The sequence below is a fragment of the Bradyrhizobium sp. IAR9 genome, assembly GCF_013408065.1.
Classification (GTDB): domain Bacteria; phylum Pseudomonadota; class Alphaproteobacteria; order Rhizobiales; family Xanthobacteraceae; genus Bradyrhizobium.
In genome coordinates, this window is sequence record NZ_JACBZW010000020.1 from 134407 (window position 1) to 150844 (window position 16438).

The 16438-nt window shown below is 64.9% G+C and carries 13 protein-coding genes; 5 read left to right on the forward strand and 8 right to left on the reverse strand.

Going from position 1 to position 16438, the window contains the following annotated elements; translation table 11 throughout:
* Positions 1-8: 8 nt before the first annotated feature.
* From ccoN to GGD67_RS36290, 3 genes are all read right to left on the reverse strand, one after another.
* Positions 9-1658, reverse strand: coding sequence for a cytochrome-c oxidase, cbb3-type subunit I (ccoN, locus tag GGD67_RS36280; RefSeq protein WP_018322740.1), 1650 nt, complete (start codon positions 1656-1658; stop codon positions 9-11).
* A 220-nt stretch (positions 1659-1878) separates the two neighbouring features.
* The gene (locus tag GGD67_RS36285; protein WP_092259746.1) at positions 1879-2304 is read right to left on the reverse strand and encodes an HPP family protein; all 426 of its coding nucleotides are present in this window, start codon (positions 2302-2304) and stop codon (positions 1879-1881) included.
* A 34-nt stretch (positions 2305-2338) separates the two neighbouring features.
* Positions 2339-3172, reverse strand: a complete 834-nt coding sequence (locus GGD67_RS36290) for a universal stress protein (protein ID WP_179739622.1) — start codon at positions 3170-3172, stop codon at positions 2339-2341.
* A 200-nt stretch (positions 3173-3372) separates the two neighbouring features.
* Here GGD67_RS36290 and fixL point away from each other — a divergent pair, with 200 nt between their 5' ends.
* From fixL to GGD67_RS36310, 4 genes are all read left to right on the forward strand, one after another.
* Complete coding sequence (gene fixL, locus GGD67_RS36295) at positions 3373-4890, forward strand: sensor protein FixL (RefSeq protein ID WP_018322737.1); 1518 nt, start codon at positions 3373-3375, stop codon at positions 4888-4890.
* Between the two features lie 17 nt (positions 4891-4907).
* Positions 4908-5525, forward strand: a complete 618-nt coding sequence (gene fixJ / locus GGD67_RS36300; protein ID WP_018322736.1) for a response regulator FixJ — start codon at positions 4908-4910, stop codon at positions 5523-5525.
* 73 nt (positions 5526-5598) lie between these two features.
* The gene (locus GGD67_RS36305; protein WP_179739625.1) at positions 5599-6015 is read left to right on the forward strand and encodes a response regulator transcription factor; all 417 of its coding nucleotides are present in this window, start codon (positions 5599-5601) and stop codon (positions 6013-6015) included.
* Between the two features lie 103 nt (positions 6016-6118).
* The gene (locus GGD67_RS36310) at positions 6119-6817 is read left to right on the forward strand and encodes a helix-turn-helix domain-containing protein (protein ID WP_026202804.1); all 699 of its coding nucleotides are present in this window, start codon (positions 6119-6121) and stop codon (positions 6815-6817) included.
* 78 nt (positions 6818-6895) lie between these two features.
* On the opposite strand, the gene GGD67_RS36315 is transcribed toward GGD67_RS36310, so the two are convergent.
* From GGD67_RS36315 to GGD67_RS36330, 4 genes are read right to left on the reverse strand one after another with little or no spacing between them, the layout of a single operon-like run.
* Entirely contained in the window at positions 6896-8182 is a 1287-nt protein-coding gene (locus GGD67_RS36315; RefSeq protein WP_018322733.1) for an MFS transporter, read from the reverse strand.
* Between the two features lie 23 nt (positions 8183-8205).
* Positions 8206-8724 (reverse strand): PRC-barrel domain-containing protein, encoded by a 519-nt coding sequence (locus GGD67_RS36320; RefSeq protein ID WP_018322732.1) that lies wholly within the window; start codon positions 8722-8724, stop codon positions 8206-8208.
* Between the two features lie 20 nt (positions 8725-8744).
* Complete coding sequence (locus GGD67_RS36325) at positions 8745-10949, reverse strand: amylo-alpha-1,6-glucosidase (RefSeq protein ID WP_179739628.1); 2205 nt, start codon at positions 10947-10949, stop codon at positions 8745-8747.
* 58 nt (positions 10950-11007) lie between these two features.
* Positions 11008-12771 (reverse strand): ABC transporter ATP-binding protein, encoded by a 1764-nt coding sequence (locus GGD67_RS36330; protein ID WP_092259756.1) that lies wholly within the window; start codon positions 12769-12771, stop codon positions 11008-11010.
* A 273-nt stretch (positions 12772-13044) separates the two neighbouring features.
* Here GGD67_RS36330 and GGD67_RS36335 point away from each other — a divergent pair, with 273 nt between their 5' ends.
* The gene (locus tag GGD67_RS36335; protein ID WP_018322729.1) at positions 13045-14115 is read left to right on the forward strand and encodes a glycosyltransferase family 4 protein; all 1071 of its coding nucleotides are present in this window, start codon (positions 13045-13047) and stop codon (positions 14113-14115) included.
* Between the two features lie 103 nt (positions 14116-14218).
* Here the strand turns inward: GGD67_RS36335 and GGD67_RS36340 are convergent, their stop codons facing one another.
* On the reverse strand, positions 14219-16147 hold the full coding sequence (locus GGD67_RS36340) for an alkyl/aryl-sulfatase (RefSeq protein WP_179739631.1): 1929 nt from the start codon (positions 16145-16147) through the stop codon (positions 14219-14221).
* Positions 16148-16438: the final 291 nt, after the last annotated feature.

Consider the following 16438-nt stretch of genomic DNA (forward strand, 5'->3'; position numbering starts at 1 on the left):
GGAGCTCCTCATTCCGCCGGCTGAAGAGCGACGGGCATCTGGACTTCCGCCTCGCCGACGCGAACGGTCATCCAGAGGTTATAGGCCATGATCAACGAGCCGATCAGGAACAGCCCGCCGCCGGCGGCGCGGATGATGTAGAAGGGATGCATCGCCTCGACGGTCTCGATGAAGGAATATTCGAGGAAGCCGAGCGAGGTGTAGGCGCGCCACATCAGGCCCTGGAGGATGCCGGACACCCACATCGCCGAGATGTAGAGGACGATGCCGAGGGTCGCGACCCAGAAGTGCCAGTTGACGAGCTTCAGGCTGTAGAGCCCCTTGCGGTTCCAGGCCCACGGCACCAGGCAGTAGAGCGCGCCGAAGGACACGAAGCCGACCCAGCCGAGCGCGCCGGAGTGCACGTGGCCGATGGTCCAGTCGGTGTAGTGGCTGAGCGAGTTGACCACCTTGATCGACATCATCGGGCCTTCGAAGGTCGACATGCCGTAGAAGGCGACGGAGACCACGAGCATGCGCAGCACGGGATCGGTGCGCAGCTTGTCCCAGGCACCCGACAGCGTCATCAGGCCGTTGATCATGCCGCCCCAGGAGGGCATCCACAGCATGATCGAGAAGGTCATGCCCAACGTCTGCGTCCAGTCCGGCAGCGCCGTGTAGTGCAGATGGTGGGGACCTGCCCAGATGTAGAGGAAGATCAGCGCCCAGAAGTGGATGATCGACAGCCGGTAGGAATAGATCGGCCGCTCGGCGCGCTTCGGGATGAAGTAGTACATGATGGCGAGGAAGCCGGCGGTCAGGAAGAAGCCGACCGCGTTGTGGCCGTACCACCACTGGAACATGGCGTCCTGGATGCCGCCCCAGGCGACGTAGGACTTCGAGCCGAACACCGAGACGGGAAGCGCCGGGTTGTTGCCGAGATGCAGCACCGCGATCGTCACGATGAAGGCGAGATAGAACCAGTTCGCGACGAAGATGTGCGGCTCCTTGCGCTTGATGACGGTGGCAAGGAAGACGAGCAGATAGACGACCCAGACGATGGTCAGCCACAGGTCGGCATACCATTCCGGCTCGGCATATTCCTTCGATTGAGTGACGCCGAGCAGATAGCCGGTGCCGGCGATCAAAATGAAGAAATTGTACCCCACCACGACGAACCAGGGCGCGAGGTCGCCGGCGAGGCGCGCGCGGCAGGACTTCTGCACCACGTAGAAGGAGGTCGCGATCAGCACGTTGCCGCCGAAGGCGAAGATCACGGCGGAGGTGTGCAGCGGCCGCAGGCGGCCGAAGCTGGTCCAGGGCAGGTCGAAGTTCAGCGCAGGCCATGCCAGCTGCGAGGCGATGATGAGGCCGACGAGGAAGCCGGCAATGCCCCAGAACATCGCCATGAAGGAGGAGAATTTGATCGGGCCCATGTTGTAGTTCGGGCGCCCGTTGATCTCCTGTGGCGGCAGCGCCACCGGACGGTCGAGGTAGCGGTTGACGATGACGAACACCGCAGCAAGGCTCGCCGCCGCGCTGAGCGCGGCGTGGAAGGCGAACGGCGCATCGAGCGCCTTGGCCGAAGCGACCACGCAGAGGAAAGCGGTGACTGCGAACACGACAGCCAGGCCGCTTTCACCGATGGTCATGGATTTGGAGATGGAGGGCTGGCTCATGCGGATTCTCTCTGAAAGAACACAGCGCCAGAAACCACATTCATCCTCACTCGGAATTGATTGAAATCAAGAGCGGCATTTAAGTTCTTCGGAGCAGGCGATCCCGCTGGTTCCCTTCAAAATCTCGACGCACGAGCAGGCCGCCCGGCGTGACGCCGCAAGCGGGAATAACCTCCGTATGATCACGGAGGCGACAATGAAATCGATCAGGGATAGTGCGTCAGTCGCGCGCCGTCGCCTTCAGCGCCGCGATGACATCCTCACGGGCGATGATTCCGACCAGCTTCTGCGCACCATCGAGCACGATGATGCTCCTGATGCGGTGCTCCACCATGATCTGGAGCACGCGCGTCAGCCGCGTGTCGGGGCTGACATAGATGAACTCGGGCGTCATGACGTCGCCGATCTTGCGGCTCATCAGGTCGTGATAGCGCGGCAGCATCTGGCTCGGCGTGAAGGCGAAGCACTTCAGGATGTCGAATTTGGTGACGATGCCGACCACCTGCCCATCGTCCTCGACCGGATAGGAGTTGAAATCGTCGGTTTCGAACATCTGGCTGAGCTCGAGCAGGTCACGGTCGCGCTGCACCGCCTTGACGTTGCGCGTCATGTAGCCGTCGACGGTCTGTTCAAGAAATCTGTACACGGCGCGTCCTCCTCGATTCGATTCTGGCCGGCCGTCAGTGCGACAGCAGCACGCTGCGGGCGGTCTGCGTGACCAGATATTGGGTGACGCCTCCCAGGATCAATTCACGAAACCTCGAATGACCATAGGCACCCGCAACGATCAGTCCGGCATCGACGTCGCCGGCGACTTTCTCCAATTGCGCGGCGGCGGTTTCGTTCCGGGCGCCTTCGCAGATCCGCGCGGCCGCGGTGACGCCGTGGCGGGCGAGCCAGGCGGCAACGTCGGTGACGCCGGCCATGACGACCGAACGGTCGTCGTCGCGCTCCGGAATTGTGGCGATGGTGACGTCTCTTGCCTTGCGCAGCATCGGAAGCGCATCGGCCACCGCCCGCCGCGCCTCCGGCGTGTCCTTCCACGCCACCAGCACATTCCGCAGATCGAGCCAGTTGATTCGATCAGGCACCACCAGCAACGGTCGGCCGACCTGCATCACCAAGTCCCTGGGGCTTGCGAGCGAAAAGGCATCGGAGAAGGCCGGACTCTGCCCGCCGCTGACGATGATGTCGGCGCAGCGCGCCTGAGCCAGGACGAACCGCGTGGGAAAATCCGTGGCGCAGCGCCATTCCACGCGCCCGCCGCGAGTCCGGGTCGCGGCGCGGAATTCCGCCTCCAGATCGCCCAGACACCGCTTGACTGAGGCCTCCTCCTGATCGATCAGGCGCTGGGCCTCCGCACCGTCGGTGAAATAAAGCGGCGGCGTAAACCGGGCTGCAGCAACCCCGACGAGCGTGGCCTCGAATCGTTCGGCGAGTTCGCCCGCGACCTGAAGACGCGCTTCGTTGGACTGGTCGAGCGCCAGGCTGACCATCACCGTCGCGTATGTCATCGGTATTCTCCAGTGCAAAGACTTTGGTAAAATTTACGCCTGCCTCCGCACATCGGGATGAGATAGATCAAGGAGGGCGCCGGCGCCCGACTTGCCGTCAATCGGCAAGCCGACAGAACTTGCCTCCGGCCCGGCCTTAGGCGACATTAGGGGAGCGGTAACCGCGTCCGGAGCCGCCGCATCAGGATGAGGAACATCATTTGTCGCCGACCCGCGTAACGCACTCGCAGGACGACGGTGGGGGCGAACGTTTTCGCGTTCGGATCGAAGGGTTTGGCGTCGGCACCTGGGATCTCGACCTCGCGACACGGGAATTGGATTGGTCCGATACCGCCAGAGCCCTGCTCGGCGTCGAGCCGGGTCAGCCGGCGAGCTACGATCTCTTCCTGTCGCGGCTTCAACCGACGGACAGGGAGCGGGTCGAGAGCGCAATCAAGCGCGTTTCCGAGCGTGGCGGCAGCTTCGACGTGTCTTTCAAGGTCGCGAACACCTCAGGCAACGGGCAATGGATCCGCGCCCGGGCCGGACTCATTCGGGACGAAGCCGGCACGGCGCGTCATCTCAGCGGCATCTTTCTCGACATCGACGAGGAAAAGCAGGTCGAGGAGGCGCTGCGCACGCGCGAGACCCACCTCCGCTCGATTCTCCATACTATTCCCGACGCCATGATCGTCATCGACGGCCACGGCATCATGCAGCTGTTCAGCACGGCTGCGGAGCGCCTGTTCGGCTGGTCCGAGCACGAGGCAATCGGTCAGAACGTCAGCATTCTGATGCCGGAGCCCGATCGCACCCGCCATGACGGCTACATCGCCCGCTACCGCTCCACGAACGATCCGCACATCATCGGCATCGGCCGCATCGTGACCGGCAAGCGCCGCGACGGCACGACCTTTCCGATGCACCTGTCGATCGGAGAGATGGAATCCGCCGGCGAGCCCTATTTCACGGGATTCGTCCGCGACCTCACCGAGCACCAGCAGACCCAGGCCCGGCTCCAGGAATTGCAATCCGAGCTGGTCCACGTCTCGCGACTGACCGCGATGGGCGAAATGGCCTCCGCGCTCGCCCACGAGCTCAACCAGCCGCTGGCCGCGATCAGCAACTACATGAAGGGATCGCGGCGGCTGCTCGCCGGCAGCACCGACGCGAACACGCCGAAGATCGAAAGCGCGCTGGATCGCGCTGCGGAGCAGGCCTTGCGCGCTGGTCAGATCATCCGGCGTCTGCGCGACTTCGTCTCGCGCGGCGAGTCGGAGAAGCGGGTCGAGAGCCTGTCCAAGCTGATCGAGGAGGCCGGCGCGCTCGGGCTCGCCGGCGCGCGCGAGCAGAACGTGCAGCTCCGCTTCAGCCTCGATCCCGACGCCGATCTCGTCCTCGCCGACCGGGTGCAGATCCAGCAGGTGCTGGTCAATCTGTTCCGCAACGCGCTGGAGGCGATGGCGCAGTCGTCGCGCCGCGAGCTCGTCGTCGCCAACACCCGCGTCGCCGACGACATGATCGAGGTGGAGGTCTCCGACACCGGCTCCGGCTTCCAGGGCGACGTCATTCCAAACCTGTTTCAGACCTTCTTCACCACAAAGGAAACCGGCATGGGCGTGGGACTGTCGATCAGCCGCTCGATCATCGAGGCTCACGGCGGCCGCATGTGGGCCGAGAGCAATGCATCGGGCGGCGCGACATTCCGCTTCACCTTGCCGGCGACCGCCGAGAACTGACTGACGAGAACCAATTCATGACCACCAAGGGACATATCTACGTCATCGACGACGATGCGGCGATGCGGGATTCGCTGAACTTCCTGCTGGATTCCGCCGGCTTCGGCGTCACGCTGTTCGACAATGCGCAGAGCTTCATCGACGCCCTGCCCGGCCTCGCCTTCGGCTGCGTCGTCTCCGACGTGCGCATGCCGGGACTCGACGGGATCGAGCTGCTCAAGCGGATGAAGGCGCAGCAGAGCCCGTTTCCGATCCTGATCATGACCGGTCATGGCGACGTGCCGCTCGCGGTCGAGGCGATGAAGCTAGGGGCGGTCGACTTCCTGGAAAAGCCGTTCGAGGACGACCGCCTCACCACCATGATCGAATCGGCGATCCGCCAGGCCGAGCCCGCCGCCAAGAGCGACGCCGTCACCCAGGACATCGCCGCCCGCGTCGCCTCCTTGAGCCCCCGGGAGCGCCAGGTCATGGAGGGGCTGATCGCGGGCCTGTCCAACAAGCTGATCGCCCGCGAATACGACATCAGCCCGCGCACCATCGAGGTCTACCGCGCCAACGTCATGACCAAGATGCAAGCCAACAGCCTGTCGGAGCTGGTCCGCCTCGCAATGCGCGCCGGCATGCTCAACGATTGAGGCACGTCGGATAGGGGCAAACGGGATTGAGCCAAGTCAAGGCCCCTTCCCGGCGCCGTGCTAGCCAAGCAGCATGATCGAGGTCGGTTCACATCACGAGCGGCCGTCGTCCTCAGCGCTCCCCACCGTCTACGTGGTCGATGATGATGCCGCCGTCCTGGGCTCTCTGCGGTTCCTGCTGGAAACCGACGGCTTTGCCGTGCGGACCTTCAGGAGCGGCACCGCGCTGCTCAACGCCGGCGGCGCGCGCGGGGCGGACTGCTACGTGATCGACTACAAGATGCCCGACATCAACGGCATCGAGCTTGCGGGCCGCCTGCGCGAGGCCGACCGCGGCGCCCCCGTGATCCTGATCACCGGCTATCCGGACGAGAACATCTCGACCCGTGCGGCTGCGGCGGGCGTCAAAGACGTGGTTTTGAAGCCGCTTCTCGACGAAACCCTGATCAAGCGCATTCGCCGCGCCATTCAGGACCGCCCCCGCTCGTGACCTACGGGATTCTACGTAGGTAGACCCCCTTAAGATATCGCTCGAAATTTTCGAAGCCCCCGATACCGCGTACCAAAGCGTCATCACAACGGAGATGGCGCAGATGCTCACCCAGACCCTCAACACCCAGGCGATCAACACCCAGATTGTTGGCAAGATCGCCCCCGGCCATCCCGTTACCGACCAGTTCGGCGCCATCACCGGCCATGTCGGCCTCGTCGCCACCGAGTTCTCCTACCGCAAGGACGAGGAGATCTATGGCGAGGACGAGCCGGCCGAATATGTCTACCAGGTCGTGTCCGGCGCAGTGAGCAGCTACAAGCTCCTGTCCGACGGCCGCCGCCAGATCGGCGCCTTCCATCTTCCCGGCGACGTATTCGGCCTCGAATCCGGTCCCGCTCACCGCCTTGCTGCCGAAGCCATCATCGACACCACCGTGCGTCTCGTGAAGCGCGCCAGCCTCGAGAAGGCCGCAGGCACCGACGTCCAGGTCGCCCGCAAGCTCTGGGCCATGACCGCCTCCGAGCTGCGCCATGCCGAGGACCACATGCTGCTGTTGGGCCGCAAGACCGCGATGGAGCGTGTTGCGACCTTCCTGCTCGAAATGGACCGCCGCCTCGCCGTTGCCGGCATGATGGCGCTGCCGATGTGCCGCCGCGACATCGGCGACTATCTCGGCCTCACCCTCGAAACCGTGTCGCGCGCGCTGTCGCAGCTCCACGCCCAGGGCATTCTGGGCTTCTCCGGCGCCCGCCAGATCGTGCTGCGCAACCGCCAGCGCCTGCAACATCTCGACGCCTGAGCTTCGCCTGATCTTCCTCCTCCTACCCACTTGGCCGGCCGAACGCGTTTCGGCCGGCCTTTTTCTTTCGGCCTCGAGTCATGCCGTGCGCCGCGTCTCCGGCATCACGAAGAGAATCAGCAAGAGCCCGGTCGCGGCCACACCCGACAGCCCGATGAAGGCGGTCGCATTGCCGAACTTGTCGCTGACATAGCCTCCGAGCACCGTGCTCAGCGACGCGCCGATGCCGGTTGCGGTGCCGACGATGCCCTGCGCCAGGTTGAAATGGCCGCTGCCAAAGGCGACGTCGGCCACGATCAGCGGAATCATCACCGCGAACACCGCCGCGGTGATGCCGTCAAACACCTGCACGGCGACCAGCAGATACGGATCGCGCACGGTCGCAAACAACAGGCCGCGAATCGCCAGCGCACCGAACCCGATCAGCAGCAGCGGCCGCCTGCCCCACGCTTGCGCCTTGCGGCCGACCGTCGGTGACAGCAGCGCCACGATCGCTTGCGGAACGACGATGCAAAAGGCGACGAGCACTGTCGCCCATTGGGCGGACCGCGCCGTCACTGCACTCGCCATCAGTGGCATCATCGCGGCATTCGCGAGTTGCAGCAGCAGCACGCTGAGCGCGAAGACGATGAGCGGACGCTGCCGGATCAGGTGCCAGATGTTGGTGTCGCCGCGATCCGCCGATTCGCGCGGCATCTCGCCATGACAGCGGGCGATGTCGACCTCATTCTCACGGATGCGCGAGAGCGCGATCAGGGTGGGGATCGCGAGCAGGAAGGTGACCAGGAAGACCGAGCGGCTCGACAACAGATAGCCCGCGGTACCCATCACCGCCGCGGCAACGCCGTTACCGAGGGAGGCAAAGCGCGCGTTGCGGCCGAGCCGCTCGCCGATCGCGAACGGGCCGACCAGACCAAGGCTGATCGCCGCAATCGCCGGCCCCAGCACGCAGCTCGCCGCCGCGTGCAAGGTGGCCGCGGCCACCACCACGGGAAAGATCGGCATCGCCGCATAGGCCAGCGCGCAAGCGCCGATGGTCGCGATCGCGAGGGCGGCGACCAGTCGCTCCGATTTCGCGGCATCGATGATCGCCCCGCCCGGCATCTGCCCGATCAACGCGACGATACCACCGATCGACAGCACGAGGCCGATCTCGACCTGGGTCCATTTCTGGGTCGTCAGATAGACCGCGATGAAGGGACCGAATCCGGTCTGCACGTCGGCGAGGAAGAAGATGAACCAGTCGAGGCCGCGCAGGCTCTGGCGCGACGGCGCAGGAATGCCCGCGGCCGATGGCGCGGCGACGTTGTCCTGCTCGGCGCGGCCGTCACGATCTGCATGGTTCGGCTTCCTCGACAACAGCACAGGCGGTCAGCCCTCCCGGCACCTCACTGGATCGCTTGCAGCGGTTGAAGGCTGCCGGATGCGCCGAGCACGACGATCGGCGTGTCTTCCTTGTATTCGGGCGCGGCCGCGACCTGCGCCTTGGTCAGTTCCAGCGTGATGCTGTCTTTCTTGTTGGCAATCTTGCCGAAGCGCAATGCGTTCCAATCCACCACGATCTTGCGGCTGCCGACGCCGAGAAATCCGCCGAAATCGATGGCTGCGGCGCGGACATGGCCGCCGCGGTCGACGATGACGTCGACGATGCGGCCCATGTCTTCATCCGCGGCGCTACGCACGTCGCGGCCGAGCACGCCATGGGCCTCGCTCGCGCCGATGATGGTCACCGACGGCGGCGGCGCGGCGTCCTTCGGCGTGACAGGGACGGCCGACGTCGGCGACGGTGCCGTCGGCGCTTTCGCCTCGCTCTGCCCTGCAGGCGGCTCCTCTGCAGCGCGCGACGTGGCCGCCGCCAGGCCCGCGACGATGGCTATGCCAAGGAACAACGCTCCGATCGCACGCATGACACTCTCCCCGCGCGCCGCTAGCGCGCCAGCACGATCGACACCTGGATCTGGCCGCGCGTGCGCAAGACTTCCAGCGCCACGTCGTCGCCGTGGCGGCTGACGCGAAGATCGACGCTGGAATCGCCGAGCCTGAGATCGCGCAGGATCACCTCGTTGAGGAACGCCGGCAGATGCGGGTTGCGCAGGCGAATCTCGCTGCGCGCCACGTCGAACTCGATGCCGAGCGCCGCCTCCAGCAGCGTGAACGGCGTCGCGCTGGCCCAGGCCTGCGGCGCGCAGGCGACCGGATAGAGCGTCGGGCCGCGCCGCTTCTCGCGCCGGAAGCCGCAGAACAATTCGGGCAACCGGCGCAGGTCCATATAGGTGGCCGCGTCGAACAGCCCCTTGAAGACATGCGCGACCGAATGCTTCAGGCCGTAGCGCGCGAGCCCGAGCGCGATCAGCGCGTTGTCGTGCGGCCAAATCGACCCGTCATGATATGACATCGGGTTATAGCGCACTTCGCCCTGCGCGACGGTGCGGATACCCCAGCCCGAGAAGAAATGCGGCCGCATCAGATCGGCGGCGACGAGGCGGGCACGGTCCTCGCGGATCATGCCGCTGAACAGCACCTGGCCGGCGTTCGAAGTCCGCACCTTGCAGGGCCGCTTCCTGCCGTCGAGGGCGAGCGCGTAGGTGCCGAGCTCCTCGCACCAGAATGCCTTCTCGAAGCGCTCGGCCAGCGTCCTGGCTTCGGCCTCGAGCTTGCGCACGCGGTCCGGCTTGCCGAGCCGCAGCGCGCAACGCGCGGCGAGCAGCTTGGCGGCGTAGACGTAGCCCTGGACTTCGGCGAGCGCGATGTTGCCTTCCGCAAGCTGGCCGTCGGCATGGAAGATCGCGTCGTAGGAATCCTTCCAACCCTGGTTGGCGAGTCCCTTCTCTGTGGCGCGCTGGTATTCGACGAAGCCGTCCTGGTCGGGATCGCCGGGACCGTCGATCCAGGCCAGCCCCGCCTCGATCGCCGGCCATAATTCGATCAAGGTCTTCTCGTCGCCGGTCCGTTCGAAATAGCTCCCGGCGAGCAGGACAAACAGCGCGGTCGAATCGACGCTGCCGTAATATTGCGCGAACGGCACCTCGCGCAGCGCCGCCATCTCGCCGCCGCGCATCTCATGCAGGATCTTGCCCGGCGCGGCATCGGCGAGCGGATCTGTCGCCTTGGCCTGGAAATGCGCGAGCCGGCGCAAGACGCCCTTGGCGACGCGCGGATCGACCCACAGCATCTGGAGCGCGGTGATCAGGCCGTCGCGGCCGAACGTCGTCGAGTACCAGGGAATGCCGGCATAGGGATAACGCCCCTGCGGCGTCTCCGTCATCAGCATGTTGAGGTCGGCCATGGCCTGGCACAGCACCTCGTTGAAGATGTTATTAGAGGTCTCGATGCTGGCGGCGCCCATCGTGGACCGGCGCATCTCGCGGCGATGGGCGAGCAAGCCCCTGAAGAAGCGTGCGGGCTTCTCGGCGACCGGACGGTTGCAGGATACGGCTACGAACAGCGATTTCGATTCATGAGGGTCAAGCTCGAGCTGCCAGGTCGCGGCATTCACCGACAGCCGCGTCGGACGCGGGTCGAAATGCAGGCCCGTAGTGCGCTCGGTGTCGTCGAGGCCGCGATATTCGAACAGCACGTCGGTCGGCCCGAGCAATTTGCTCGTGCCGGTCCCGCGGCGCGGACGGCGCTCGCCGCGGACCTCGAACAGATCGGCAAAGTCGTTGTCGAACAGCAGCGTCAGCTCGAAACTGGCGCGGCCGTCGCCGTGGTTTTGCACGCCGATGCGCTGATAGGCCGTGCCGCGCCACAGGAAAATCGTGCGCACGATGTGCAGCAGGTCCTTCTGGAAGACGAGGCGGCCCTGCCGGTAGATGTCGGGATTGGTGAGATCGACGGTGAGCGCCGAATTGTCGTCGCGCAGGTTGGAGCCGAGCAACAGCGGCTGGAGATCGTCGAGCACGAGCTCCAGCCGCGCCAGATAGCGGGTGTCGTAGTGAAACAAGCCGTCCGGCCCGCCGGCCGACGCGCCGATGTCGCCATGGCTGTCGAGCACGATAAAGGTGTCGTCATGTTTCAGGGACCGCCGCGGCCGCGCGGCGGGCCCCGTCATCGGAATGTAGAACGTCTGCTCCGCGACGGCCTCCACCGTCTGCGATACGGAGATGATCTTGGTTACGGCTTCGGCTGCCATGAGCTGCTCCCCTGCGCCTTGTTTCGAAACGCAACCAACGCGAACGCGACTGTTGGGTTTACGCGGCGAACTTCGCGAGCCGGCTCATCTCCTGCGTCACCAGCTCACGGTAGGGACCGTGACCCTGCATCAGTCGGTCGGGCGCGCCGTCCTCGATGATCTTGCCAGCCCTCAGCACCACCACGCGGTCGAAATTGCGCAGCGTCGCCAGCCGATGCGCGATCGCGATCACCGTGCGGCCGCGCATCAGGCGGGACAGCGCCTCGCGGATGGCCTCCTCCGATTCGCTGTCGAGCGCGGCGGTCGCCTCGTCCAGCAGCAGGATCGGCGCATCCTTCAAAAACGCGCGCGCGATGGCGATGCGCTGGCGCTGGCCGCCGGACATCTTGACGCCGCGGTCGCCGACCATGGTGTCGAGGCCATCAGGCAGGCTCTCGACGAAATCGCAGCGCGCCGCGATCGCCGCGCGCAGTACCTCGTCATCGGTCGCGTTCGGCCTACCATAGCGGATGTTCTCGCGGATGGAACGGTGGAACAGGGAAATATCCTGGGGCACCACGGAGATCGCCTCGCGCAGGCTGAGCTGCGTGACCTTCGAAATATCCTGTCCGTCGATCGTGATGCTGCCTTCATCGGTGTCGTAGAAGCGCTGCAGCAGCGTGAACAACGTAGACTTGCCGCCGCCGGATTGACCAACCAGGCCGACGCGCTGGCCGGGCTGGAGCCGCAGGCTGAAGCGCTCGAAGATCTTCTCGCCGCCGGGATAGCCGAAGGTAACATTATTGTATGCGATCGCCGCGCCGCTCTTCACCAGCGGCTCGGCGTCGGGGTGATCGCGCAGATCGTGCGGCACCAGCAGCGTGGCGATCGCCTCGGTCAGTCGCGCAACGTGCTGGGTGACGTCGACCAGCGCCACCGCAAGGTCGCGCGTCGCGCTCAGGATGGAAATACCGAGCGTACAGACCAGCACCACGTCGCCGGTCGTCGCCTCGCCATGCTGCCAGAGCGTGACTGCCCAGGCCATCAGCGCGATCGTCAGAAGCACGGTCACGGCGGCATGCAGCAGCCGCAGCTTTTCCAGATAACGCAGGCTGCGGCTCCGCGCGGTCAGTTCCCGGTTCACCGTCGCGTCGAACCGCTCGTGCTCGTGGCCGATACCGCAGAAGGCACGGACCAGCGGCATGTTGCTGATGACGTCGATCATCTCGCCGTCAACCACGGCGGCCTTGTCGGCGAAGTCGTCGTGCAGCGGCTTGCCCGCCGCGGCGAGACGGAACATCGCAACCACCATGCCGCCGGCAATCACGATCAGGCCAAGTGCCATGTAAGGACTGACGGTTCCAATCAGGGCGATTGCCGCAATGGTGGCAATGCAGGGCGGCAACACGTTCCAGACGAACATGTTCTCGACCGTGAACACCGCGTTCGACGTCGCGGTGATGCGGCTCGTCAGCATGCCGGGCATCCGGTCCGAGAAGTAGCTGGGCGCGTGTCCGGTCAGATGACGAAATATGTCACGCCGTAAATCACCCGTGACACGAACGAAGGTGAAACTCGCCGTCCAGCTCGCGATCCGCCACAGGAAGTTGTCGGCGGCGATCAGCGACATGAGTAAAATGAATGCCAGCCATACGCCGCCGCCTTGCGAAGGACCCGCTGACAAGGCGTCGACGAGGGATTTGACTCCGTATTGGGTGCCTACGGAGCAGGCAACCGCTGCAACGACCGCGGCCAGGATCACCAGATGCGATGCGATTCGCATCCGAAGATAGCGCAAGACAAAGGCAAATGGCCTGCGCGCGTATCCAGAAAGATGATCCATATGGCTATCGCCCCGTTATGCTGATTTTCGTTTTGTTACTGATCGACTGAACATCGACCTCGTCGCCTCGGTTCCCGGGCCGGGCGATCACGACATGCGGATGCGGACGATCTGAGAAGATGTCGTGGCAGCATCGAGACGACCCGCGGACGTGTCGAAGATGTAACGTTCGGAGGAAGGAACTTCGCAAGTGCGGGAACGTTCCCTTGTCTGGCATGCCGGTGCCGTACTGGCGGGGGGTTTCAACCTTTATGATCGCAAGGAGATGGTGAGATGCGCATCGCGCAGGTAGCTCCGTTGACGGAGGCTGTTCCACCCAAGCTGTATGGCGGCACCGAGCGGGTGGTGCATTGGTTGACGGAAGAGTTGGTAGCCCTTGGGCACGACGTGACTTTGTTCGCCAGCGGCGATTCACAGACCTCGGCCAAGCTGGATGCACTGTGGCCGAGGGCGCTCCGTCTCGACGGTTCCGTGCGCGATCCAAACGCCCTGCACATGGTGCTGCTGGAGCGCGTGCGGCAAAAATGTGACGACGAGGAGTTCGACTTCCTCCACTTCCATCTCGACTATTATCCGTGGTCGTTGTTCCACCGCCAGCCGACGCCGTTCCTGACCACGCTGCACGGCCGGCTCGACCTGCCGGAGCATCAGCCCGTGTTCAACACCTTCTCCAAGATGCCCGTCATTTCGATCTCCAATGCGCAGCGACGGCCGGTGCCGCAGGCGAACTGGGTGACGACGATTCATCACGGTCTTCCGGAGAATTTGCTGACGCCGAAGCCGGCGAAACAGGAATATCTCGCCGTGCTCGGCCGCATCGCGCCCGAGAAGGGCGTCGACCGCGCCATCAAGATCGCGACCCATTGCGGCATTCCGCTGAAGATCGCGGCCAAGGTCGATCGTGCCGACCAGGATTACTACGACGAGCTGATCCGGCCGATGATCGAGAACAATCCGCTGGTGGAGTTCATCGGCGAGATCAGCGATCACGAGAAGTCGGACTTTTTGAGCGGCGCGCTCGGCCTTCTGCTGCCGATCGACTGGCCGGAGCCGTTCGGCCTCGTGATGATCGAAGCCATGGCCTGCGGAACGCCGGTGGTTGCCTTCAACCGCGGCTCGGTGCCGGAGATCATCGACGAGGGGCTGACCGGCTTCGTCGTCGAGGACATCCTCAGCGCAGCCGGCGTCGTCAATCGCCTTCCGCAACTCGACCGCACCGCGATCCGCAAACAGTTCGAGACGCGTTTCACGGCGCGGCGAATGGCGCTGGATTACCTCGCCGCCTACCGCAGCCTCGCCGAGGAACAGTCGCCGCGGATCAAGCTGGTGAGCAGCGCGGAGTAAGCTAGCCAACCAACGGCGTCGCAGACCGACCAACAGTGTCGTCCCCGCGTTCGCGGGGACGACAGCGGAGTGTGACGTCCTCGGCGCGTCAACACGGCCTTCCCTACCTCATCACCGCCCGCTTCGGCTCCACGATCTCGAACATGCGCGGGAATTCGTCCATCAGGCCCATCAGCTCGGCGAGTTTCATCGGGTTGCCCGACAGCTTGACCCTCCCTGCAGCGACGGCTTCCGGAAAGCTCGTCAGCTTGGCGATCACCTCGTCAAGCGTTGCGCGCGTCAGCGTGAAGCTGGCATCGGCGCCCTCCACCTGCACGCCCTCGGTGTAGGTCAGCGCGCAGTTCTCCAGATTGAGCACGAAGGTCTCGCCGGTATCGGAAAAACTCCAGTTCAGCACGATGTGCTTGCCCTCGGCCTTGGGGCCGTTGAGGCGGATGCCGAGCACGTCCCAGAGCTGCGAGGTGCGCAGCGCCGCCAGCGTCTCGCGCGGCATCGGCGGGCGCGCCGGCACCTTCGGCATGCCCTGGCGCAATTCCTGCGCACCGAACAGATAGGCGTTGCGCCAGGTCGCGCTTTCGGCGGCGTAGCCGAGCTGCTCCAGCGTGTCGGCGAGCAACGCGCGCGCCGCCACATGATCGGGCTCGGCGAAAACGAGATGGCCGAGCACTTGGGCGACGAAGCGGAATTCACCCTTGTCGAAATCCGCACGTGCCCGCGCCAGGATCGCATCCGCCCCGCCCATATACTCGACGTATTTCCTGCCTGACTCCACCGGCGGCAGCGGATCGAGATTGACCGGGTTGGCATCGTACCAGCCGAGATATTTCTGGTAGATCGCCTTCACATTGTGCCGGATGTGGCCGTAATAGCCGCGGCCGTGCCAGGCGCCCTCCAGGCTCTTCGGCAGCTGGATCGTCTCGGCGATCTCGGCCGCGGTGAGGCCGTGATTCATCAGGCGGATGGTCTGGTCGTGCGCGAATTTGTAGAGGTCACGCTGCTGCCGGATCATCGTGCCGATGCGCTCAGCTCCCCACACCGGCCAATGATGCTGGCCGCACATCGCCTCCGCCTTGCCGTCCCAGAGCTGCAAGGCCTCGCCCAGATATTTTGACCAGGCCAGCGCGTCGCGCACGTCGGCACCGCGGAACGGCAGCAGATTGTGGAAATTGTGCGTGCAGTTCTCGGCGAGGTTCAACAGCTTGTAGCGCGGGATGAAGAAATGCATCTCCGCCGGCGCTTCGCTGTTCGGCGCCATCTGAAATTCGAATTCGACGCCGTCGATGACGCGCCTGTCGCCGGTCGCCATGATCAAATCGGTCGGGCGCAGCAGCGCGACGGAGCCTGCCGCCATCGACTTGCCGAGCCCGCAATCGACCTGCCCCCGCGTCCCCTTGGCGAGCAGCGGCCCGAACTGGTACTGCGCCCGGCGCAGCATCGCGGGGCCCGCGATGATGTTCTCGGAGACGGCGTGCTCCATGAACAGGTTCGGCGCGATGATCGGCACGCGGCTAGTAGCGAGTGCGTCTTCCTCCAGCACGCCGCGCGCGCCGCCCCAGTGATCGGTGTGGGTGTGGGTGAAGATGACGGCGGCGACCGGCTTCAGGCCGCGATGCCTAAAATAGAGATCGAGCGCGGCGCGGGCACCTTCGATCGAGGTCAGCGTGTCGACGATGATGACGCCGCTGTCGCCCTCGATCAGCGTCATGTTGGCGATGTCGAGCCCGCGCACCTGGTAGACACCGGGCACGACCTCGAACAGGCCGTGCTGCATGTTGAGACGCGACTGCCGCCACAGGCTCGGATTGACCGTGGGTGGCGCCTCTTCGGTGGACAGGAAGCCGTAAGGCGCGAGACTCCAGACCGTCCGCCCTTGCGGGTTCGTGATCGTCGCATTCTCGATCGTGCCGAGGAAGCCGCGCGCGGCGTCGTCGAAATCCCGCGTGTCGGAAAACGGCAGCGCGTTCAGCATCGCCGCTTGCCGGGCGATGACGGACGGCGTCGCGTCCTTTGGCTCGCTGCTGGGTTCTGTCATGCTTGCTCCTCCCCGCCGGTTGCGCGGCATCTAACCGCATCTGGCGGGTGATTGCCATCGCCGGCGGCAACACGGATGCTGTCCCCTTCTCCCCCTGTGGTAGAAGGTGGCGCGAAGCGCCGGATGAGGGGTATCTCTCCGCTCGCGAGAGCGTCCGCGAGGATAGATACCCCTCACCCGTCTCGCCGCTGCGCGACGAGCCACCCTCTCCCACAAGGGGCCTGTTGCGTTATCGGTCTTGGAGGCTGAGGACATGAGGAGAGAGGGGCGCGGTCACGGCAATTGCCAGCG